The organism is Thalassotalea sp. PLHSN55 (assembly GCF_052030545.1).
Classification (GTDB): domain Bacteria; phylum Pseudomonadota; class Gammaproteobacteria; order Enterobacterales; family Alteromonadaceae; genus CANMXU01.
Genome location: NZ_JBPDIH010000002.1, coordinates 318191 through 339280, shown reverse-complemented (window position 1 = coordinate 339280; position 21090 = coordinate 318191). Strand labels below are relative to the sequence as shown.

At 40.4% G+C, this 21090-nt stretch carries 20 protein-coding genes; 14 read left to right on the top strand and 6 right to left on the bottom strand.

Going from position 1 to position 21090, the window contains the following annotated elements; translation table 11 throughout:
• Positions 1-91 precede the first annotated feature (91 nt).
• Together ACRRSQ_RS04640 and ACRRSQ_RS04635 are read right to left on the bottom strand one after the other, a co-directional pair.
• Positions 92-271 carry a hypothetical protein gene (locus ACRRSQ_RS04640; RefSeq protein WP_440874537.1) on the bottom strand — a complete coding sequence of 60 codons (180 nt, stop codon included), beginning with the start codon at positions 269-271 and terminating at the stop codon, positions 92-94.
• A gap of 125 nt (positions 272-396) precedes the next feature.
• On the bottom strand, positions 397-1302 hold the full coding sequence (locus tag ACRRSQ_RS04635; protein WP_440874536.1) for an alpha/beta fold hydrolase: 906 nt from the start codon (positions 1300-1302) through the stop codon (positions 397-399).
• Positions 1303-1515: 213 nt separating this feature from the next.
• On the opposite strand from ACRRSQ_RS04635, the gene ACRRSQ_RS04630 reads away from it, so the two are divergent.
• The 3 genes from ACRRSQ_RS04630 to ACRRSQ_RS04620 all read left to right on the top strand — a co-directional run bounded on the left by ACRRSQ_RS04630 (position 1516) and on the right by ACRRSQ_RS04620 (position 4389).
• A complete protein-coding gene (locus ACRRSQ_RS04630) occupies positions 1516-1740 on the top strand; it encodes a FeoA family protein (protein ID WP_440874535.1) in 225 nt (74 codons plus the stop codon).
• Positions 1740-3842: a ferrous iron transport protein B gene (feoB, locus tag ACRRSQ_RS04625; RefSeq protein ID WP_440874534.1), complete on the top strand. Its 2103-nt coding sequence runs from the start codon at positions 1740-1742 to the stop codon at positions 3840-3842. The genes ACRRSQ_RS04630 and feoB overlap by 1 nt, the downstream gene beginning before the upstream one ends.
• An 82-nt stretch (positions 3843-3924) precedes the next feature.
• Positions 3925-4389: an META domain-containing protein gene (locus tag ACRRSQ_RS04620; protein ID WP_440874533.1), complete on the top strand. Its 465-nt coding sequence runs from the start codon at positions 3925-3927 to the stop codon at positions 4387-4389.
• Between the two features lie 30 nt (positions 4390-4419).
• Here the strand turns inward: ACRRSQ_RS04620 and ACRRSQ_RS04615 are convergent, their stop codons facing one another.
• Positions 4420-5211, bottom strand: coding sequence for a hypothetical protein (locus ACRRSQ_RS04615; RefSeq protein WP_440874532.1), 792 nt, complete (start codon positions 5209-5211; stop codon positions 4420-4422).
• A gap of 216 nt (positions 5212-5427) precedes the next feature.
• Between ACRRSQ_RS04615 and argR the strand changes: the two genes are divergently transcribed.
• Together argR and ACRRSQ_RS04605 are read left to right on the top strand one after the other, a co-directional pair.
• Entirely contained in the window at positions 5428-5910 is a 483-nt protein-coding gene (gene argR, locus ACRRSQ_RS04610) for a transcriptional regulator ArgR (protein ID WP_440874531.1), read from the top strand.
• A 399-nt stretch (positions 5911-6309) separates the two neighbouring features.
• On the top strand, positions 6310-8175 hold the full coding sequence (locus tag ACRRSQ_RS04605) for a methyl-accepting chemotaxis protein (RefSeq protein WP_440874530.1): 1866 nt from the start codon (positions 6310-6312) through the stop codon (positions 8173-8175).
• A 289-nt stretch (positions 8176-8464) separates the two neighbouring features.
• Here ACRRSQ_RS04605 and ACRRSQ_RS04600 read toward each other — a convergent pair whose 3' ends face one another.
• The 3 genes from ACRRSQ_RS04600 to ACRRSQ_RS04590 form a co-directional block, all read right to left on the bottom strand.
• Positions 8465-9757 carry an ammonium transporter gene (locus ACRRSQ_RS04600; RefSeq protein WP_440874529.1) on the bottom strand — a complete coding sequence of 431 codons (1293 nt, stop codon included), beginning with the start codon at positions 9755-9757 and terminating at the stop codon, positions 8465-8467.
• 215 nt (positions 9758-9972) lie between these two features.
• Entirely contained in the window at positions 9973-10098 is a 126-nt protein-coding gene (locus ACRRSQ_RS04595; protein WP_440874528.1) for a hypothetical protein, read from the bottom strand.
• Between the two features lie 72 nt (positions 10099-10170).
• Positions 10171-11529, bottom strand: coding sequence for a leucyl aminopeptidase family protein (locus tag ACRRSQ_RS04590; RefSeq protein WP_440874527.1), 1359 nt, complete (start codon positions 11527-11529; stop codon positions 10171-10173).
• A gap of 244 nt (positions 11530-11773) precedes the next feature.
• Here ACRRSQ_RS04590 and ACRRSQ_RS04585 point away from each other — a divergent pair, with 244 nt between their 5' ends.
• From ACRRSQ_RS04585 to mraY, 9 genes are all read left to right on the top strand, one after another.
• Positions 11774-12262, top strand: coding sequence for a YcxB family protein (locus ACRRSQ_RS04585; protein WP_440874526.1), 489 nt, complete (start codon positions 11774-11776; stop codon positions 12260-12262).
• 158 nt (positions 12263-12420) lie between these two features.
• Positions 12421-13224 carry a sulfite exporter TauE/SafE family protein gene (locus ACRRSQ_RS04580; protein ID WP_440874525.1) on the top strand — a complete coding sequence of 268 codons (804 nt, stop codon included), beginning with the start codon at positions 12421-12423 and terminating at the stop codon, positions 13222-13224.
• Positions 13225-13524: 300 nt separating this feature from the next.
• The gene (gene mraZ / locus ACRRSQ_RS04575) at positions 13525-13983 is read left to right on the top strand and encodes a division/cell wall cluster transcriptional repressor MraZ (RefSeq protein WP_440874524.1); all 459 of its coding nucleotides are present in this window, start codon (positions 13525-13527) and stop codon (positions 13981-13983) included.
• 36 nt (positions 13984-14019) lie between these two features.
• On the top strand, positions 14020-14961 hold the full coding sequence (gene rsmH, locus ACRRSQ_RS04570; RefSeq protein ID WP_440874523.1) for a 16S rRNA (cytosine(1402)-N(4))-methyltransferase RsmH: 942 nt from the start codon (positions 14020-14022) through the stop codon (positions 14959-14961).
• 2 nt (positions 14962-14963) lie between these two features.
• Positions 14964-15278, top strand: coding sequence for a cell division protein FtsL (ftsL, locus tag ACRRSQ_RS04565; protein ID WP_440874522.1), 315 nt, complete (start codon positions 14964-14966; stop codon positions 15276-15278).
• Positions 15275-17047: a peptidoglycan D,D-transpeptidase FtsI family protein gene (locus ACRRSQ_RS04560; protein ID WP_440874521.1), complete on the top strand. Its 1773-nt coding sequence runs from the start codon at positions 15275-15277 to the stop codon at positions 17045-17047. Before ftsL ends, ACRRSQ_RS04560 begins: the two co-directional genes overlap by 4 nt.
• Positions 17037-18626, top strand: coding sequence for a UDP-N-acetylmuramoyl-L-alanyl-D-glutamate--2,6-diaminopimelate ligase (locus ACRRSQ_RS04555; protein WP_440874520.1), 1590 nt, complete (start codon positions 17037-17039; stop codon positions 18624-18626). The genes ACRRSQ_RS04560 and ACRRSQ_RS04555 overlap by 11 nt, the downstream gene beginning before the upstream one ends.
• Positions 18623-20008 carry a UDP-N-acetylmuramoyl-tripeptide--D-alanyl-D-alanine ligase gene (gene murF, locus ACRRSQ_RS04550; RefSeq protein WP_440874519.1) on the top strand — a complete coding sequence of 462 codons (1386 nt, stop codon included), beginning with the start codon at positions 18623-18625 and terminating at the stop codon, positions 20006-20008. Before ACRRSQ_RS04555 ends, murF begins: the two co-directional genes overlap by 4 nt.
• Positions 20008-21090, top strand: a complete 1083-nt coding sequence (mraY, locus tag ACRRSQ_RS04545; protein ID WP_440874518.1) for a phospho-N-acetylmuramoyl-pentapeptide-transferase — start codon at positions 20008-20010, stop codon at positions 21088-21090. The genes murF and mraY overlap by 1 nt, the downstream gene beginning before the upstream one ends.

Genomic DNA, 21090 nt, shown 5'->3' with positions numbered 1-21090 from the left:
ATACAAGCGTGTATTCGTTATCACTTAAACGAGCAGTATGCTCGCGTAACAATGACAACTTTCTCTGTTTATAATTTTACCTAAGGTAAAACTATTCGACAGACTCTACGACTTCATATTCGTAGTGGAACGCACGAACCTGTTTGTTTGCATCAGAAGTAAATTCAACTGTAGTAGAACGAGGATGAATTAATACAGCTTCAAATTCTTTACCAGCTTCACAGCCATTTTCAGGGTTTTTATCAATTGTTGCAGTTAATCTAATACGCATATTTACTTAATCTATCTTTAGTTCAAATTACATTGGTCGAGATTGTAACATTTTTAACCGTATCGGGTAAAATTTAATAATACCGTTATTTGCGTTTTGTTTAAATAAGTGCAAAAAATATTTTTTTAACTGTGTTGATGTGTACACAACCATTTTAATACTGCGGGGAAGTGGTCGTTAATCGCTTGCGGAGAAGTTAGCATATTCAAATGATCGTAATCGACAAGATTACCTTGTTTGATACTTAATAAGGAATATTTGTTGTCTTGACCGCCAGACTCTTTCATAAAGAGTTTTACATCACTTTGATGGCCCAAGCTGTGATCGTTTACCGCGGCAAGATAAAATATCGGCGGCAACTTTGCGGTTTTGGCTGCTTGATGATAGTCAAAACGATCATCACTATCTTGCCAGTCATCTTTTTTAATCCATTGAATACATTGTTGATGAGTTTTTTGTGTTTCATTGTCTGCGCCAACTTTTAATCCCTTGGCAGGGAAATAGCCACGCCGCTTAGAAATGGCAAAACCGAGCTTATTCCAAAAAAGGTCAATTTTAAAAAAACGTTCGACATTTTTCACTCTGACTTGACGTTTTGAACCAAAATAGACACCACTATAAACTTGCTGACAAATTTTTGGGAATCGCAACAAACAAGCATTTAAGTAAACGCCGCCCCAAGAATGGGCAACTAAATGCAGTTTGTCGTGGTGGCTGTGCGCTAAGGTGTACGCAATTAATGCTGGAATATCGTTAACGATAGTTTCGGTTTGACCGTGAGCAGAGTTTTTATTGATTCTGGGTTTACTTTGCCCAATGCCGCGCAGGTCTGCAACATAAACGCTGTAGCCTTGTTTAGCCAAATAACAAGCCAACCCCTTGCCATTTTTGTGATAAAAAATACGACCATCTTCAATCATTCCGTGGATCATCAGAATTGGAATGCCTTGATGAGCGGGTGTTTTGTTAATCAACATTAAGTGTAATTGGCAACTGTGACTTAAGCTGACAAAGTGAGATTGAAAATGCATAAACAGTCAAATTAAAACATGTGTTTGAATTGTTTTAGCTTAATTCAAAGCACAGCTAACTGTCTAGGGCTGTATTTGATATTTTCTGTGCAAAGAAAGCTTTGATATGAGTCAAACAACCCTTTGGCTGCGCCAAATTGATCTGTACATGCGCACGAGATAGTGTAATATGTAAATAGAAGTAATTCTCATTTGTAAAGGGTTGTAGAGAAAATGACACTCAGTGATTTGTCAAAAAACCAGAAAGCTAAAATTGTTGCCTTACCGAAAAATTTTGAACTAGCAGAGCAACTATTAGAACAAGGCTTTGTTCCTGAATCAGTAATTTCTTTAGCTCATAAAGCCCCTTGGAATGGTCCAATGGCTTTTCGATTACACAATACCAAAATAACGCTACAACAAAATCTTGCCAACCAAGTGATAGTGGATGTTATTTAATGTCCAACTTTCAACATTATGCACTGGTTGGTTTTGCCAACTCAGGAAAAAGTACGCTATTTAATTTATTATCTGGTGATAAGCAAAAAGTTGGTAACTGGTCTGGTGTTACCGTTTCAGCAAAGCAAAAATCAATTACTCTTCCAAGTCACGATGCGACACTTTCCGATTTACCCGGTTTAAGTTCATTAACCAAACGCGATCAGCAAGGTCAAGATTTAACGATATCTCATGATTTTCTGCGTGATAATGACATTGATTGCTTAGTTAACGTGGTTGATGCCACTCAGTTGCAACGTCAACTTTATTTAACAACTCAGCTTCTAGAGCTGGGTGTGCCGATGATCGTACTATTAAATAAAACTGATAGAACGGAATCGTTAGATGTCGATGTAAATTCTTTATCGCAACTCCTCGGTTGCCCTGTTCATGAAATTAGTGCGCAAAATAAAGATTACTTATCGAGAATTCAACATGCTTTGACGTCTGCTTCAAACACAGATGAGCACTATATTGTTAAAAGTCACCAGCCAATAGAAGCAATTGACGTTATTCATCAGCGCCATGATTTTGTGCGCTCTTTGCTGGAAAATGCCACCAAAGAACGATTAGAGCGACGCAGTATTACCGATCGCCTTGATGATGTTGTTTTGCATCCTCTTGTTGGTATTCCTGTCTTTTTAGGCATGATGTATTTGCTATTTATGTTTGCCATTAATGTTGGTAGTGCCTTTATCGACTTTTTTGACATTTTAAGCGGTACAATCTTTGTTGATTATCCGCTTCATTGGTTATCTAGCTATGATCTTCCCGCATGGTTATTGACGCTGGTTGAAGGTGTTGGCAGTGGTATACAGACAGTGGCAACTTTTATTCCTGTTATTGTTTGTTTATTTATTGGTTTGTCGTTACTGGAAAGTAGTGGTTATTTAGCGCGTGCAGCCTTTGTGGTTGACAGTGTTATGCAAAAAATAGGCTTGCCCGGCAAAGCCTTTGTACCGCTAATTGTTGGTTTTGGTTGTACCGTTCCTGCGGTAATGTCTGCGCGAGTACTTGATAGCGAGCGTGAACGCATTACTACAGTCATGATGGCACCCTTTATGTCGTGTGGTGCGCGCTTGCCTGTTTATGCATTATTTGCCGCCGCATTTTTCCCAGATAACGGTCAAAATCTAGTCTTTCTTTTATACCTTGTTGGTATTGCTGCGGCTATTTTTACCGGGTTTTTACTGAAAAAAACCACCTTGCCAGGTACAAGCTCGATTAACATTATGGAGCTACCGTTATACGAAATGCCTAAGCTTACCGACATTAGCGCACGTGTTTATCAGCGAACCAAAAGCTTTGTTACCGGTGCCGGTAAAACCATTGTCATCGTGGTGTGTGTATTAAACTTCTTTAACTCTATCGGCACAGATGGGCAATTTGGTCACCAAGACAGCGAACAGTCAGTGTTAAGCGAAGGTGCAAAACTTGTGATGCCAGTATTGGCGCCTATGGGGGTTAAAGAAGAAAACTGGCAAGCAGGTGTTGGTATTATTACCGGAATTTTTGCCAAAGAAGTGTTGGTCGCAACATTTAATAGCCTGTATTCACCCCATGGTGAAGAAGAGGGCGGTCAGCCTTCATTGTCAGAAAGCTGGCAAGAAGCGACAGACAAAATTAAAGAAAACTTATTAGGCATTGAAGCACAAGATCCATTAGGTATCGATGTTGGTGAGGTCAGCGATCTAAATGTTGCTTCACAAGAGCAGGAAGTCGAGTTAAATACTTATCATGTTATGCAGCAGGCGTTTGACGGTCAGTTAGGTGCGTTTAGCTATTTATTGTTTATTCTTTTATATACGCCATGTGTAGCGGCTATGGGGGCAATAAAGAATGAAGTTGGTACGCGCTGGGCTGGTTTTGCAGGTGCTTGGAGTTTTGCATTGGCGTATTTAGCCGCAACCTTCTGCTATCAGTTAGGCAATATATTGATAACACCTGTTGTGTCATCTTTTGCGCTAGTTGTTGTACTTTTGGTGTTCTATCTTATTTACCGAATATTAAAAAGCTACGGTAATAAAATTCTGACCATTCCCATTTCGGTTAAATATTCTTAACCTTTTCTGACAATAAGTGACTATGATAAACATAGTCACTTAGCTTATCTTATTCACATAGCACCTAGTTATCGAGGATATTATGTTTAGTCTTAAAAAAATTGTACTCATTGTTTGTGCCTTTGTGGTTTCTGCATGCACCCAAACAGCGGATGTAGCACAGGCAAATAACCAAGCCAATAACTATGTAGAAACTGGCGCGCTTTTTGGTAAAACTTGGCAACTTGTGGCAATGAATAATGAAACTGTCAGTTATCAAAAACAGTGGCCTAAGCCTAGTATTAATTTTGATGAGCAAAAAAATACCGTATCAGGTAACTCTGGGTGTAATCGTTTTTTTGGTGGGTATATCATTGATGGTCAAACGCTAGAGTTTGCCCCATTAGCGTCCACTAAGATGCTATGTCAAGGCCACGCAAATTTAGAAATGGATTTTTTGAAAGCGTTAAGCCAAGTCAATACATATAAAATTTCGTCAGGTCAGTTGTTGTTACTTGGCGAAAATCAGCAGGTATTATTAACGTTTAACCAGCTTGTTGCTCAATAAGTTTAATTGAAAAATAATCTGCAGTTGCTATTAGTGATGCTTGTCTGAGTTAAGCTCAAGCAACTCTTTCTTTAACCCTAAACTTTCTAAAAAGCGGTTATAGGTTTTTTGGTACTGGCCGCTATTTTTATATTTTGTTAAAGCGAGATTAAAGTCTTCACATAGAGACAACTCATTAAAGCCGATGCTTGAATAAACGGGTGGAAATATAGCGTGCACTTTTAATGAGTTAGGTTGGTAATTATCTTTTTGCCATGCTTTTAAGCTATGTAGAAAAATATAAATATCGCCAATACTGACATCGACTAATTCTGATGTTAATAATTTCGCTTGCTCTTCAGGGCGCGCAACTTCTTGATAATATTGATTAGCTTGTACCAATTGACTAAATTCCCTGCCCAATAAGTGTTCGGCACGCTGATAACTGACGATTGACTTGTCTTTTAGTTCTTTAACTGAGCTTATTCTATGATTGTTTTTTCTAAGGGTTATCGCCACATCAGTGAACCGAAATACCGGGTCTGTTAAGCAGCCATTAATTTCTTCAGCGCTAAAGACATTGGCAGCACCCTCAACGCTTTTTTGGTTAAGCTCTACGGTTAAACGTGCATTTGAAACCATGTAACGATAGTTAACTTTATACTGTGGTAAGTATTGAAAAACGCCGTCAATGATATCTTTAAAAAGCGACGGTTGATTTTCGTGGGCAAACATAGGTTCGAAGTTACCTAAGGCGATAGTAATATTTTTTGCGTAGATTGTTTGACTCGAAAGAAGTACCAAAAAAAGCAGAATAAACTTAAAGCTATCGGGTAAAGACATTGGCGCTTCCTAATTTGTAAATGCTTACTCGCTAATTTTACTTAGCTTTACCAAACATATTGCGGATAATTATTTGATAACTGCTTATTTCATAGATGAAACTTATCATCTAAATAATTATAATACAAAGTTGGATAATTAAACGTTAAAACAAAATTTACTGTTATGATAGCTAAAACAGTATCGTTACCTATGTAACTTCTTATTGAGGCCCTTATGAGTAGTATTCGTAAAAAAAATGAATCTGAGTTAGTGCAAGTTTTTAAAGCCTTGCTTAAAGAACAGTGTTATGGCTCTCAAAGTGAGTTATCACAAGCATTATCTGGTCATGGGTTTCAAGATGTGCCACAAGCAAAAGTATCTCGACTGCTTGCTAAGCTTGGCGCGGTAAAAATGCGGAATACCAATAATGAAAAAGTGTATATCTTGCCTGACGAGCTTGCAGTACCTAAATCAAAGCAGGCAATTCAGTCGGTTGTCTTGAGTGTTAAGCACAATAATATGCAAATTATTGTTAAAACAGGTATTGGTGGCGCTCCGTTAATTTCACGTATGCTAGACAGTTTAGGTGAGTCGTCAGGAATTTTGGGAACATTAGCGGGTGATGATACGATTTTCATCGCGCCAGTAGATGCATCAAAAATTGAAGAAATATGCCAATCTATTATTGATTTATTAGACGTAAAAGTTTCAGAATAGTGATGAAATATGATATAAGTCATTGTGTATATTGTTAATGGTTTTTAATAAATAGTCTTACTGTTAACAATATAGTTTAGTTGGGTTTTATGCGTAGTCGCCTTGTCTTTAGTTAAAACAAAGCATACACATTCCTAACTTTTACTTTAAGGGCTTAATTCGTGCAACTTAGCTTAATAACCTATTAGGCTTTAAATTATTCGTTTCCATATAAAAGTCCTTAGCTTTGAACTGTAATTGTGCGCAAATGTGTTTCGCATTGCTGACTTGGAAAATAATATGCACCTCTCGGACTTGTCGTTTAGAAAAAAAATTCTTATTCTTCTTTTAATACCGCTACTTGGATTCTTATGGAGCAGTCTCACCTCAATCATTACTAGCATACAAACTAACAATGAAATGAAGGCGCTTAGCCAGCAAATAAAGTTATCCGGTGTTTACAGTAATTTAGTGCATGAATTGCAAAAAGAGCGGGGCATGACCGCCGGATATTTGGGTTCTAAAGGCACCAAATTTTCCGATAAGCTTAAAGGTCAGCGTAAGTTAACCCTAGAAAGGGCGGCGAAACGCACGCAGTTTTGGCAAGACAACCCGTTTGAAAATAAGCAGATCCAAAACCTACACAATAAAATTAATCAAAAGCTTGCCCAACTCGAAAGCATTCGTTCTCGTGTTGACAATCAAACGATCTCGCTGAAAGAGGCGTTAGGTTATTACACCAATACCAACGCTGATTTATTAAGCCTTTCTACCATTATTTCCAAGTACAGTACCAATGCAACACTAAGCCAAGCTATCGGCGCTTATTATAGCTTTATTCAAGGTAAAGAGCGTGCCGGAATTGAACGTGCGGTATTGAGCAATACGTTTGCAAAAGATGCCTTTGGCAGTGGTATGTTTGTTAAAGCGGTAACCTTAGCGTCAGAGCAACATACCTATTTCAATCAGTTTAACGCTTTTGCTTCTAACGAAAATACACAATTTTATCAGCAAAGTATGAATCATCCAGCTGTTGCTGAGGTGAGAAAGTTAAGAAGTATTTCACAACAAAAAGCGACAACCGGTCAATTTGGTGTTGATGCCGAACATTGGTTTGCGCAATCAACCAAACGTATTGGACAATTAAAAGCGATTGAAAACTTTATTAGTGATTCACTGCTTTCACAAGCTGAAGCTATTCAAGCTAAGGCTTTTAATTCGATGCTTATTAATATTCTTACCAGTATCGTGATTGTACTTGTTGCACTGATGTTAAGTGGCTACATCGTTAAAAAGTTGCATCGCGAAGTAAAAGATTTAACCAATGTTATGGCAAAGGTTCGTGATAATAATGATTTGACCGTAAGAGCCACCTATGTGGGTAAAAGTGAACTAGGACAAATAGGTATCGCTTTGAATTTAACCTTGGAAAAATTTACTGCTGCTATGGAAGAGATGGCGAGTTCAAGTGCAACGCTTGCAGCCTCGGCAGAAGAAACGTCGCAAACCTGTTTACATAACTCAAGCTCTTTAACTGAACAGCAATCTGAAATTGGTTTAATTGCAACAGCCATTGAAGAGTTATCAATTACCGTGAAAGAAGTGGCTGGTAATACCCAATCTGCTGCGGATGCAGCTAAAGATGCTGACGGCAAAACACAAGATGCGCGAACGGTCGTGCAAAAGTCTTATCATTCTATTGAAGATTTAGCCGCGGAAATTACCAATATCGCTGAGCGTATCACCAATTTACACACCAGTAGTAATAACATTACTAATGTGGTTGATGTAATAAAGTCGGTTGCGGAGCAAACTAATTTGCTTGCGCTAAATGCAGCAATTGAAGCCGCTCGTGCCGGAGAACAAGGTCGAGGTTTTGCGGTAGTAGCCGATGAAGTAAGAACATTAGCACAACGCACACAAGATTCTACCAGTGAAATTGAAAACTTTATTAGTACCTTGCAAAGTGACGCCAACGCAGCTTTTAGTGTTATTGAAAATAGTCAAAAAATGGCTGATGCTGCCGTTGAAAATTCAAAAGATGTTGAGCAAACATTAGCGCATATTACCGATTCCGTCAGCGAAATTTTTGCCGTAACGGAACAAGTGGCAACGGCTGTAGAAGAGCAAGCAATGGTGACTCAAGATGTCGCGCAGAATGTGGTTAATGTTGAAGCAAAATCGACAGAAACAACAGTTGGCGCTAACCAAATTACGGCAACAGCAAATGAACAAGCGCAATTAGCAGCAACACTGCAAAATGTTGCTAGTACATTTAAAATCTAAGCGGGTTTAATCAAGCTATAATTTAAAAAGGCCTACGGGCCTTTTTGGGTCTCTAATGGTTAGCTTGTAGGTATTATTATCTTGCTGTAAAAGGCAAGGGATTGATAGTAACAACTTTGAATATGACCGTTAGTTCCTTGTTTGCTTGGTTAGTTTACTTATTTTGAAGGCCCTGTTTATATTGAACTGCTACTGAGCTGATCATCATTCACTTTAGTTAAGGCTCGCTAAAATTGCGCAATAAAAAAGGCCGTTAGGCCTTTTTTATTCAAAGTTATATGAGCAATGACTAGCTTAGGTTGTAACCTGACTCTTCATGTTCAACTTGGTCTAAGCCGTTTACTTCGTGCTCTTCTTCTACACGCAGTCCACCCGTCATTAAGCCAACAATTTTTAATAGGATGAAGGTAACGATTGCGGTATAAACCAAAGTCGAAACAATACCAACCATTTGAACAAATACTTGTTCACCCATAGTTGCTATGCCGTCTGCAAAACCGAAACCGCTAAAGACACCTAAACTTGTTGCAGAAAAAATACCGGCTAAAAATGTACCTAAAATACCGCCTACACCATGCACTGGAAATACATCTAATGAATCATCAATTTTAAGTTTTTGTTTGATATAAACAGTCGCGTAGAAACAAACAATACCTGCTGAAATACCAATAATTAATGCACCGCCTGGGCCAACAAAACCTGAAGCTGGGGTAATAGTACCTAAGCCTGCTACCATACCTGTTACCGCGCCTAACACACTCGCCTTACCAAATTTTTTCCACTCAATCGCTGCCCAAGTTAATGTACCTGCAGCGGCAGAAATATGGGTAACTAACATTGCCATTGATGCATCACCTGTAGCAGCTAACGCGCTACCACCATTAAAACCGAACCAGCCAACCCATAACATACCTGCACCAGTTACTGTCATTGTTAAGTTGTGAGGTAGCATAGGTGTTTTAGGGAAACCTCTGCGCGGCCCTAATACCATAGCGGCAACAAGTGCTGCTGTACCGGCGGTAATATGTACAACAATACCACCTGCAAAATCGTAAACACCCATTTGAGCTAACCAGCCGCCGCCCCAAACCCAGTGGGTAATTGGTGCATAAACCGCTAATAACCAAAAGCTACTAAATAACAATACCGCTGAAAATTTCATACGCTCAGCAAAGCCACCAATAATCAGTGCAGGAGTGATCACGGCAAAGGTCATTTGAAACAGCATAAATAAGCTTTCTGGAATATCGCCTGATAATGAATCTTTATTGATGCCATTCATCATCATCTTACTAAAATCACCAATAAAGGCGTTGCCACCACCAAAGGCTAAGCTGTAGCCGACAACTAACCATAAAATAGAAGCAATTGATGCGATGGCAAAACATTGCATTAAAATCGATAGCACGTTTTTCTTTCTAACTAAGCCACCATAAAAAAGTGCCAGACCAGGTAAAGTCATTAGTAATACTAATGCTGTTGACGTTAGGATCCATGCAGTGTTCGCGCCATTAAGTTGGCCATCGTCTGCAAATGCTAATGAAGGTAACACTAACAGCAAACTAATAAGTATTTTTAACATAGGTATTTTCCAAAGCTTTTTATTTGTAATAGGCAGCCAATATCGACTTTTTCAGTGCAAGGTAGAGCAAATTAATTGGTTTTCTTTACCTAGAATAAAAAATCATCACATATTTGGTGCGTAATTCTGATTGAGCTTTTACTCGGCAATAAGCAATGCACAAAATAAGCCATTTTATTTTATCTTATATAACAATGCTCTATATATTGCATGTTCTATAAAGGGGAATTTACTGCACCTTTTTGGTGAGTCGTGGTGATGTTTTGCTTGTTTATGGTGCGTTGTTTGTAGTGCGCTTTTCTTGTGATGCGCTGTTTGTGCGGCGGTGCTTTTTTATTCATAAAAAAGCCTAGCGGATGATCACGCTAGGCTTGGTATTGGGAATGTGATCTATATTGGTTTATCTAATTTTCTTATTTATATTGCGCAGCTAAGTATGCATATACCGCACGTATACCAAACGCTTCGCCACCAATTGGGCGACCTGTCAATGCTCGGGTATTCCATGCCATTACATCAAAGTGCAGCCAGTTGGTGTCAGGATTGACAAACTCTTGTAAATATAAGGCGGCAGTAATCGCACCACCTTGCGGTACCGTTGCGCAGTTGGTCATATCGGCAACATTGCTCTTTAATAAGTCTTTGTAAGGACTATAAAGTGGCATGCGCCATACGGGATCATTTATTTTTTCACCAGCTAAGGTAATTTGCGCAGCTATTTCACTGTTCGTTGAGAAAAAGCCCGGTAACTCAGTACCTAATGCAACACGCATCGCACCCGTTAAGGTGGCAAAATCAATAAGTAATTCAGGGTTGTCGTTTTCTGCTTCGGCTAATGCATCACATAATACTAAGCGACCTTCTGCGTCAGTATTGTCAATTTCTACGGTAATGCCTTTGCGTGTTTTTATGACATCACCAGGACGTAATGCATTGCTTGAAACGGCGTTTTCAACCGCTGGAATTAATACACGTAAATTTATCGGTAAATTATTGGCCATAATTAAATGCGCTAGACCAAGTACGTGGGCTGATCCGCCCATGTCTTTTTTCATAAAACGCATGCCCGCAGCGGGTTTAAGATCTAACCCTCCACTGTCGAAACAAACGCCTTTACCCACTAAGGTCACTCTAAGATGACTTTCGTCACCCCAAGTTAAATCAATTAAACGTGGTTTATGTAAACTCGCACGGCCGACGGCATGAATGGTTGGATAATTTTTATCTAAAAGATCATTACCAATAATTTGTTCTACCTTTCCGCCAAACTGTTCGGTAAGGCCAAATGCGCATGCGGCAATGTTTTCAGGCATCATATCTGCTGCAGGAGTATTGACCATGTCTCTTACTAAAGCGGTCGCTTGCGCTTGAATAATAGCTTCGCTAACAATGTCTTCATTATTAATGGCTAATGTAGCTATTTCCTTATTGCTTTTTTTGTAGCGATCAAACTGATATGAACCAACAGCCCATGCAAACGCAATGGCTTTTTGCTCAGCTGCATCACAATGCAATTGATATTGTCCCTTTGGTAATTGGGCACTTAAATCGCCACAAGCAAAGTAATGCTCTGGTTGCTTGGCAATAAAAAGCACTTGAGACAATTCACCTGAGTTATTTGGAATTAAACTAAGCCCTTCACCGCTATAGCGAGTTTGTTCAAGCCATTTTTGGGTAAACGTATCTTGCTGTGATAACCAGTTTTGATACTCACTCGTTTTTAAAATGTGTAGTGGGGTGCCTTGATCGCTTGCTACTAGGATTGAATTCATTTTCTGCCTTACGTTTGTCGTAATTAATCGATTGTGTATATTTACTGCTTGTGTCTTGAGTGTACTTTGTCTGTTTTTTCTTAGCCAGTTTAGCAATGCAAAATTCGCAGTATTTTAGCGGCTATTTTGATCTGTTTTGTAATTTATCATCTACACACGATGATTTACGCGAGCAAGCAATTAAAAACTGTTAAGGCTAAGCCGTTATGGGTACACTAGCGTTTTTTCGTTATTGCATGATTTTATGAATACACCATTTTCGTACACGACTAGTTACCTATTAGATAAAGCACATTTTCAAGAATGTTACAGTCAATCTGTTCCTTTAGATCGCGGATTGAAAATTTACACTAAGGCAGCATTATTAGTGTTAGTGGGATTAGCGTTTTTATTGTTTAGCGATAACGACAAATATGTTGCTTGGTTTATCGTGGCACTCGGTGTTTTAGATGCAGTGGCGACCTATTATCAAAAGCCGTGGTGGGTGACCAGACAAATGCTTGGTCGCGCATCAGGCAGTAAAGTCACCTTAACTATTGATGAAAAGGGCATTCATAACCAATCTCATTATGTTAATAACGCACTAACTTGGTCTGAAATCTCGCAAGTAGAAAGTACCGAGTTAGGTGTATTGATTATTCATGCTAAAGGTAAAAACTATATATCTAACAGTGTATTATCTAAAGAAGCTTTAGCGTATATTGTTAGCCAGTCCCCCAATGAAAAAAGTTAGTGGTGATTAAAACTGCCAACAATGCTTGAGCTGCTTTTAAAGCAGCCTTGCTATGTATTTAAGCGTTATCGTAAATGAGCCAAGTGATTAAAATAATAAAATTTATGAAAAAACAACCGCTGTTCTATTTCTTGCTTTTCGCTTTTTTATGGCTGCTGATGCTTGTCTTATCACCCATAAATGCCTCCGAAATATTGGATTATGCACCGTTTAGCTTTTTAGGTGTGCTCGGCGCTATTTTTGCCAATTCAACCGGCGCTGGTGGCGGAGTGATATTCATTCCCATGTTTAACCAGCTTAACTTTACCGAAGCACAAGCAATTGCTACCAGTTTTGGTATTCAATGTTTTGGTATGACCGCAGGCGCAATTACGTGGTATCGCCATTATCACGCAGAAAAACGTGAACTTAAGCTTTGGCAGGGCTTTAAACGTATCATTGCCATTACCTCAATAACTTCGGTGATTGGTATTGCTGCTACCTATTGGCTTGAGGTGAAATCACCTGCCTCTTTGCATAACAGTTTCAGTTGGTTTTCATTGTTAATTGGTGTCTTTATTGTTGCCAGCGTACTTTGGTTAAAACCACATCGAGAGCGTAGCCAGATTTATTGGTACGATTGGTTAATACTCAGTGCGATTGGTTTATTTGGCGGCGCAGTAACCGCATGGCTTTCTGTTGGCGTTGGCGAGTTGCTGGCGATTTACTTGATCATTAGACGCTTCGATATCAGTATGGCCGTTGCTGCTGCGGTGGTTATCTCAGCAATTTCTGTTTGGGCAGCTATTTGGCAACATACCTTAGTCAATTTTCAAGTTTTTTGGCAAGTGGTTATTTTCGCCGGGCCCGGTGCAGTGCTGGGTGGAATATTTGCCAAAACGTTAGTCACTCATTTATCGGCAACACGGTTAAAACTATTTTTTGCTAGCTGGTTATTAGTGATTGGCATTGTTGGCATCTAAAAGTAAAAGCGCTCGATCCCACTGACATCACTTGTTACAACAATTTGAACTCCTTTTTATTCCTTTAAATGCACAAAAATTCATTATTTAGAACATTTTTACCGGTTTTATGGGGCACAGATCCACAAAAGCCCACAATTTCATAAACTTCGCCAAAAGCCTTAATTTTATTGGTGATCGTCCTATTCAAAATCAACAATCTTTGCTTGACATAGCTTTACTTTACTCTCTAAACTGTATCAATGTGGAGAAAAGTGGGAAATAGTGGATCAATGATGGTCCCATAAAAAGAATAGGGTTATGTTTAGAGGCGCCAGCGCAATCACGTTAGATAGCAAAAACAGAATCACGATACCGACAAAGTATCGCGAGGAGCTTTTTGCCGATTGCCAAGGAAAAATGGTCTGTACTGTAGATATTCAACATCCCTGTTTATTGCTTTATCCACTCCCTGAATGGGAAGAAATTGAATTAAAACTCTGTAATTTATCGAGCATGAATCCACAAGAGCGTTTATTGCAACAAGTGTTGTTAGGCAATGCCTCTGATTGTGATGTCGATAAAAGCGGTCGCTTATTGATCAATGGTCCATTAAGGCAGCACGCAGGGTTAGAAAAAAATATTATGTTGGTAGGTCAGTTAAAGAAATTCGAAATTTGGAGCGAAAGTGCTTGGCAAGCACAAATGCAACAAGGCATAGCAAAAATTCAATCGGGTGAAATTGAGCTGACAGATCGACTACTTGATTTATCCCTGTAATTAAAAACGATAATTAGACGGCGTTTAACAAAAAAAATGCATACAGATAAGTCACATATTTCGGTATTGCTTGAAGAAGCAGTAACCGCACTAGACATAAAACCAGACGGTACATACATCGACTGTACTTTCGGCCGTGGCGGGCACTCATCACTTATTCTTTCTAAATTGTCTGCGCAAGGGCGTTTGATTGCGATCGATCGCGATCCAACAGCTATAGCAGCTGCTGAAAAATTTGCTGACGATGACAGGTTTGTTATTGAACACCAAGGCTTTGCTGAGCTAGAAAACATTGTTGAACAGCATCAATTAATGAAACAAGTTGATGGTGTTTTACTCGATCTTGGCGTGTCGTCACCACAACTTGATGAAGCTGAACGTGGCTTTAGTTTTATGAAAGACGGTCCATTAGATATGCGCATGGACACCACTCGTGGCCAAACGGCGGCAGAGTGGCTAGCAAAAGCTGATGTTGAAGATATTACCTGGGTACTGCGCACGTTTGGTGAAGAAAAACATGCTTGGCGCATTGCCAATGCCATTGTTGATAGTCGAGAGGAACACCCACTAACGCGCACGGGTGAATTAGCCAAACTAATTAAAACAACAGCGCCACAACGTGAAATTAAAAAGCACCCAGCAACACGCAGCTTTCAAGCGATCCGCATGTACATTAATAGCGAGCTTGAGCAAATTGAAAAAGCACTGGCAGCGTCACTTAACGTGCTTGCTGAAAGTGGCCGCTTAGTAGTGATCAGTTTTCACTCGTTAGAAGATCGTTTAGTTAAACAGTTTATGAAAAAACATTCGCAAGGAAAAAAGGTGCCGCGCGGCTTACCTATTAGCGAAGCAGAAGTGCAAAAAGGGAAAAAGCTTGCCTTAGTCGGTAAACGACAAAAACCCAGCAAGCAGGAAGTGGATGAAAACGTGCGTTCACGTAGTTCGGTATTACGTGTCGCGCAAAGGTTGGCTGATTAACCATGGCGTCGGCAAAGGTTGTGCTTGCATTTGATGTTTGGCATGACATTAAACGTCATAAGTGGACGTACGCGATAATGATATCAGTGGTGATATCGTCGTTTGCGGTAATTTATTATACCCACTTAAATCGACAAGCCACCAGTAGCTTAGAAGTAATGCTCACCGAGCGTGATGAATTAGATATTGAATGGCGCAACTTGTTGCTCGAACAAAACAGTTTGGCAGAGCACAGCGCAATAGAAACAAAAGCAGCAAAATTGTTGAATATGCAACGACCTAGTGTCGATTCGGAAGTGATAATAAAACACCCATGAAAAACGTGGCAAAAAGAGCAAGCAATAAATACAAACCAAGCACAGTAGCATGGCGTTTTTACGTTGTGATCGCTATTGTGATTGCGATTTATGCTGGCTTAATGGCACGTACTGCATATATCCAAATAATTGAACCGGATATGCTGAAAAAGCAAGGGGATCGCCGTTCACTTCGCGTGGCGACCCATACCGTGCAGCGTGGCTCGATTGTTGATCGTAATGGTGACGAACTGGCCGTTAGTGTGCCGGTTGAAACTGTTTGGGCAGATCCAAAAATTATTATTGAAAAGCAAGCGCTTGCTATGAAAGATCATTGGCAAGCTCTGGCAGACGTTTTAGGGCAAGACGTTAAAACATTAACCAAACGTGTTGGTACCAATCCGCGTAAGCGTTTTGTTTATGTTGAGCGCCAAGTCTCGCCAGCGATGGCAAATTACATTCGCGAATTAAAAATTCCAGGGATTCATTTACGTAAAGAATCAAAACGTTTTTACCCAGCAGGTGAAATTAGTGCCCATGTGGTTGGTTTTACCGATGTAGATGATAAAGGTATCGAAGGCATAGAGCGTGTTTACGACCAACTACTAACGGGCACTAACGGTGCGAAGCGTTTTCGCAAAGATGCTAAAGGTCGAAAAATTGAAATTTTATCGGTGGAAGAGTCAACTAAACCGCAAAATATTGTGCTTAGTATCGACCAACGTATTCAAGCGCTTGCTTATAAAGAATTAAAAGGCGCGGTTGAAGCTTTTAAGGCAACGTCAGGCTCGGTAGTGGTGACCAATGTTAATACCGGTGAAATTTTAGCCATGGTGAACAGCCCTTCTTATAACCCCAATAACCGACAAAACACCGCTATTCATCGATTTAGAAATCGCGCGATCACCGACATTTATGAACCCGGCTCAACCATGAAACCTTTAACTATGTTAACCGCATTAGAATTTGGTTCGGTAGCCGACAACGACATTATTAACACCAGTCCGGGGTGGATGCGGCTCGGAGGGCGAAGGGTCAGCGACCCAATAAACCGCGGTAAGTTAAGCTTGACCGACATCTTAGTTACCTCATCCAATATGGGCACCACCAAACTAGCTTTGTCGGTGCCTAAAGAGTTTTTATTGGACAAGTTTTTTGACGCGGGTTTTGGTGAAGATACTGGCACAGGGTTAGTGGGTGAAAGTGTCGGCATGATGCACGATCGTTCTCGTTGGTCAGAATTTGAATTAGCAACTTTATCTTGGGGCTATGGCTTAGCGATCACACCACTGCAACTGGCACGTTTTTATTCAACCTTAGCCAATGATGGCATTAAGCAACCGTTAACCATCATCAAAAAAGGTACTGAGTTAGTTGATGAGCTGCAAGCTGAGCCAGAGCAAACATTTTCAAAAGGCTTTAGTCGCAAAGTGGTTAACATGCTTGAGCATGTTGTTGATGAAAAAGTTGAAAAGGCGAAAGTCGCGGGTTATCGCGTTGGCGGTAAAACAGGAACGGCTATTAAAGCCTTAGCGGGAAGTTATGGTAATGATTATGTTGGCTTGTTTGCTGGCGTGGCGCCAATTTCAGATCCGGAAATTGCTATTGTTGTGGTGATTAATGAACCCGGCGGCGATTTATATCACGGCGGCGATATTGCAGCGCCGGTATTTTCACGGGTAATGAAAGGCTCATTGCAGTTATTAAATATCGCGCCAGATCAACCAATTCAAATGGCTCATAAAAACCAGAATAAAGCTAAAAATAAAAAGGAGAGCAATGATGCCTAGCGCAAGCCACTCTTCTTATTTTACTGAAAATGCATTAACGCGCATCAGCAAAGCGTTGGCCCAATTTGAGATTGAACTTGACCATGAGTTTGTCCTAAGCCAAGGCGAAGATCTGGTTCTGAATGAGTTAGTAAACGATAGCCGTGCAGTAAAATCAGGTGATATATTTGTTGCGGTATTTGGCCACGACACCAATGGTTGCCAATATATCGATAAAGCAATCGCCCAAGGTGCAAATTTAGTGATTGCGCAATGTGAAACCTCAACGCAACACGGTCAAATTCGCTATGTCGCAAGAGAAAATGCTGAACATGCACCAGTCGCTATTGTTAGTTTTTATCAACTGTCTGAGCATTTATATCACTTGGCAAGTGATTATTATCAACAGCCTCAGCAGCAGTTAACTATGGTTGGTATTACAGGCACCAATGGTAAAACCACCACAAGCCAAATTATCGCGAACTTGCTTGAAGCCAATAATCACGCTTGCGGCATTATCGGTACGGTTGGCGCTGGTCGATTGAATCAACTTACGCCAATCAACAATACCACGCCGGGCGCAACGCAATTATTAACCTTGTTAGCCGGTTTTGCCCAAGACAATATTTCGCATGTGGCGATGGAAGTGTCCTCTCATGCATTGGCGCAGCGCAGAGTAACCAATGAGTTATTCGATATTAGCGTCTTTACTAACTTAAGCCGTGATCATTTAGATTATCACAACAGCATGGATGAATATGCGGCCGCGAAATACAAGATATTTGCTGAGCATGCCAAACAAACTGCAGTGATTAATGGCGACGATGAGCAAGCTAACGTTTGGCTAAATGACGACAACGCATTAAATAATCAGCCAGTTATTGTCTATGGCAAATCAGAGAAAATTAAACAATATTCACAATACCTCGTTGCTGAAAATATCCACCATCATGCCCACGGCGTTGATTTTACTGCCTGCACTCATCTTGGTGATGTCGCGATTAACAGCCCGTTATTGGGCGACTTTAATATTGATAACTTACTTGCCGCTATCGCCGTTTTACTGGCCGGCAATATTAGCTTAACCGATATTGCTAAAGCGGTAAGCCTGATCAAGCCGATTGCCGGCAGAATGGAAACTTTTGAAGCGAGTAATAAAGCGACCACGGTAGTTGATTATGCACATACACCTGATGCACTCGAAAATGCCTTGCTTGCATGTCGAAAACATTGTTCTGCCAAGTTATGGGTAGTGTTTGGCTGCGGTGGCGATAGAGATAAAGGTAAACGTTCGCTGATGGGAAAAATCGCCGAGCAACATGCCGATCGCATTATCATCACCAACGACAATCCACGCAGTGAATCAGCCTCAGCTATTGCTAACGATATATTATCCGGTTGCCAGTTTCCTGAAAAAGTGGACGTTATGCTCGATCGCAAGCAAGCGGTAAGCAAGGTTGTTACACAAGCCAGTCCGCAGGATGTAATTTTGCTTGCCGGAAAAGGCCATGAAAAAAATATCATTATCGGGAACGACGTTTTGCCGTATGACGAACGCGCTTTAGTTCACGCAATTTACCACAACGAGGTGACATTATGATCCCATTATCATTAGTCGACATTGCTCAGGCGGTAAATGGCAAGCTCATTGGCGCAAATATTACCATTAATTCGATTGTGACCGACAGTCGAGCGCTAGCAACTGATGATGTCTTTTTAGCATTGAAAGGACCAAATTTTGATGGTCATCGTTTTGTTGAGCAAGTATCAACACAAGGTTGCAGCGCGTTAATTGTTGACCATCAAGTCGACAGCCAGTTACCACAAATTGTCGTTGAAGATACCCGCATTGCCTTAGGCCAAATAGGCGCTTTTGTTAAAGCAAGTGTCGCACCTAAAACCGTGGCAATAACCGGCAGTAGTGGTAAAACCACTGTGAAAGAAATGGTTGCGGCGATTTTATCTCGTTTGGGTAATGTTTTAGCGACCAACGGCAACTTTAACAACGATATTGGCGTGCCATTAACTTTATTACGTTTAGAGCAAAAACACGACTATGCAGTAATTGAACTTGGTGCAAACCATATGGGTGAAATTGCGTATACCTCAGGACTTGTTTGTCCAGATATCGCCATTATTAACAATATTGCCGCTGCTCATTTAGAAGGTTTTGGCGACTTATGTGGTGTGGCTCGCGCTAAAGGCGAAATTTTTGAAGGGTTAGTTACGGGCGGCGTCGCTATTTATAAACAAGACTGTCGTTATGCCAATAAATGGCAGTGGCGCTTAACTGACAAAAAAGTCAGTAAGTTTTCATGTGACGGTAAAGCCGATGTCTTTAGCTCTAATGTTGTCTTAGACGATAACGGCTGTGCAAGCTTTTCATTAAATTCACCAGTTGGTCGTACATTTATCGAATTAAATGTACCAGGCAAACACAATGTTTGTAATGCCGTCGCTGCAGCAAATATTGCGCTTGAATGTGGCGCAAGTCTTGATGACATTCGTCTTGGTTTAGCGGATATGGCGACTGTAGGTGGGCGTTTAAATCTTCACCACTTGGGTGACAATTTTAAACTGATTGACGATACCTATAATGCTAATGTTGAATCCGTTAAAGCCGCAGCAGAGCTGCTTTCAAGTTACCCAGGCCGTCGAATTTTAATTTTGGGCGATATGGGTGAATTAGGTTCAAAAGCACGTAGCTATCATCAAGAAGTAGGTGAGTACGCTAAGTCTTTAAAAATAGATAATTTAATGACCTTAGGTGTATTGAGTCAAAGCGCCTCAGATGCATTTAATGGCAACGGACAACATTTTAGTAGTCGAGAAATGTTAGTTAAACAACTATCAAATTTACTGAGCGATGAAGCTCAACACATAGCAATTTTAGTCAAAGGTTCACGCAGTGCGCATATGGAACACGTGGTTGAAGCAATCAAAGACTGGCGTTCAAAACATCACACTGGGGAGCAAGTTTAATGCTGTTATGGTTAGGTGAGTACTTAACTCAATATTTTTCTGCTTTTAACGTTTTTTCATATTTAACGTTTCGAGCCATTATTAGTACCTTAACGGCATTAGTCTTGTCATTGTATTTTGGCCCTAAACTAATCCGCGCCTTGCAGCGCATGCAAATCGGTCAAACGGTGCGTGATGACGGTCCAGAAAGCCATTTATCAAAATCAGGTACGCCAACCATGGGCGGCATTTTGATTTTAGGCTCGATTGTCACCAGTGTTTTATTATGGGCAGACTTAAGTAATATCTATGTTTGGGTGGTACTTTTTGTGGTAACCACTTTCGGCATTATTGGATTTGTTGATGACTACCGCAAAGTTATTCGTAAAGACTCAAACGGCTTAATTGCACGTTGGAAATACTTTTGGCAAACCGTGATCGGTTTTGCCACGGCGTTATTTTTATATAAATTGGGTCAAGGTACTGAACAAACGGCGTTGTTAATTCCATTTGTTAAAGACGTGCTACCGCAGCTGGGCATTTTTTATATCTTCTTAACTTACTTTGTCATTGTTGGTACCAGTAACGCCGTTAATTTAACCGACGGATTAGACGGTTTAGCCATTGTGCCTACCATTATGGTGGCTGGCGCGTTTGCCATTTTCGCTTACATGACGGGTAACGTGAACTTTTCTGCATATTTGCATATTCCATATATTCCCCAAACCAGTGAATTGGTCGTGGTATGTACCGCTATTGTTGGCGCCGGTTTAGGCTTTTTATGGTTTAACACCTATCCTGCGCAAGTTTTTATGGGCGATGTTGGTTCATTAGCATTAGGTGCCGCCCTTGGTGTAATCGCGGTGTTGGTTAAACAAGAGCTTGTGCTGTTTATTATGGGCGGCGTTTTTGTGATGGAAACGGTGTCGGTTATTTTGCAAGTCGGCTCGTACAAACTACGCGGGCAACGAATTTTTAGAATGGCGCCGATTCATCATCATTATGAATTAAAAGGTTGGCCAGAGCCGAGAGTGATCGTGCGTTTTTGGATCATCTCGTTAATTTTAGTCTTAATTGGTTTAGCAACGCTGAAATTACGTTAG

Bases quoted from the DNA above. Each gene is read 5' to 3' on its own strand.
- ACRRSQ_RS04620 (WP_440874533.1), top strand. From the start codon at position 3,925: ATGTTTAGTCTTAAAAAAATTGTACTCATTGTTTGTGCCTTTGTGGTT.
- ACRRSQ_RS04605 (WP_440874530.1), top strand. From the start codon at position 6,310: ATGAAGGCGCTTAGCCAGCAAATAAAGTTATCCGGTGTTTACAGTAAT.
- ACRRSQ_RS04595 (WP_440874528.1), bottom strand. From the start codon at position 10,098: ATGAATAAAAAAGCACCGCCGCACAAACAGCGCATCACAAGAAAAGCG.
- mraY (WP_440874518.1), top strand. From the start codon at position 20,008: ATGCTGTTATGGTTAGGTGAGTACTTAACTCAATATTTTTCTGCTTTT.
- ACRRSQ_RS04590 (WP_440874527.1), bottom strand. From the start codon at position 11,529: ATGAATTCAATCCTAGTAGCAAGCGATCAAGGCACCCCACTACACATT.
- ACRRSQ_RS04640 (WP_440874537.1), bottom strand. From the start codon at position 271: ATGCGTATTAGATTAACTGCAACAATTGATAAAAACCCTGAAAATGGC.
- ACRRSQ_RS04635 (WP_440874536.1), bottom strand. From the start codon at position 1,302: ATGCATTTTCAATCTCACTTTGTCAGCTTAAGTCACAGTTGCCAATTA.
- ACRRSQ_RS04555 (WP_440874520.1), top strand. From the start codon at position 17,037: ATGATGCCTAGCGCAAGCCACTCTTCTTATTTTACTGAAAATGCATTA.
- ACRRSQ_RS04585 (WP_440874526.1), top strand. From the start codon at position 11,774: ATGAATACACCATTTTCGTACACGACTAGTTACCTATTAGATAAAGCA.
- ACRRSQ_RS04560 (WP_440874521.1), top strand. From the start codon at position 15,275: ATGAAAAACGTGGCAAAAAGAGCAAGCAATAAATACAAACCAAGCACA.
- feoB (WP_440874534.1), top strand. From the start codon at position 1,740: ATGTCCAACTTTCAACATTATGCACTGGTTGGTTTTGCCAACTCAGGA.
- ACRRSQ_RS04630 (WP_440874535.1), top strand. From the start codon at position 1,516: ATGACACTCAGTGATTTGTCAAAAAACCAGAAAGCTAAAATTGTTGCC.
- mraZ (WP_440874524.1), top strand. From the start codon at position 13,525: ATGTTTAGAGGCGCCAGCGCAATCACGTTAGATAGCAAAAACAGAATC.
- ACRRSQ_RS04600 (WP_440874529.1), bottom strand. From the start codon at position 9,757: ATGTTAAAAATACTTATTAGTTTGCTGTTAGTGTTACCTTCATTAGCA.
- ACRRSQ_RS04580 (WP_440874525.1), top strand. From the start codon at position 12,421: ATGCTTGTCTTATCACCCATAAATGCCTCCGAAATATTGGATTATGCA.
- argR (WP_440874531.1), top strand. From the start codon at position 5,428: ATGAGTAGTATTCGTAAAAAAAATGAATCTGAGTTAGTGCAAGTTTTT.
- murF (WP_440874519.1), top strand. From the start codon at position 18,623: ATGATCCCATTATCATTAGTCGACATTGCTCAGGCGGTAAATGGCAAG.
- rsmH (WP_440874523.1), top strand. From the start codon at position 14,020: ATGCATACAGATAAGTCACATATTTCGGTATTGCTTGAAGAAGCAGTA.
- ftsL (WP_440874522.1), top strand. From the start codon at position 14,964: ATGGCGTCGGCAAAGGTTGTGCTTGCATTTGATGTTTGGCATGACATT.
- ACRRSQ_RS04615 (WP_440874532.1), bottom strand. From the start codon at position 5,211: ATGTCTTTACCCGATAGCTTTAAGTTTATTCTGCTTTTTTTGGTACTT.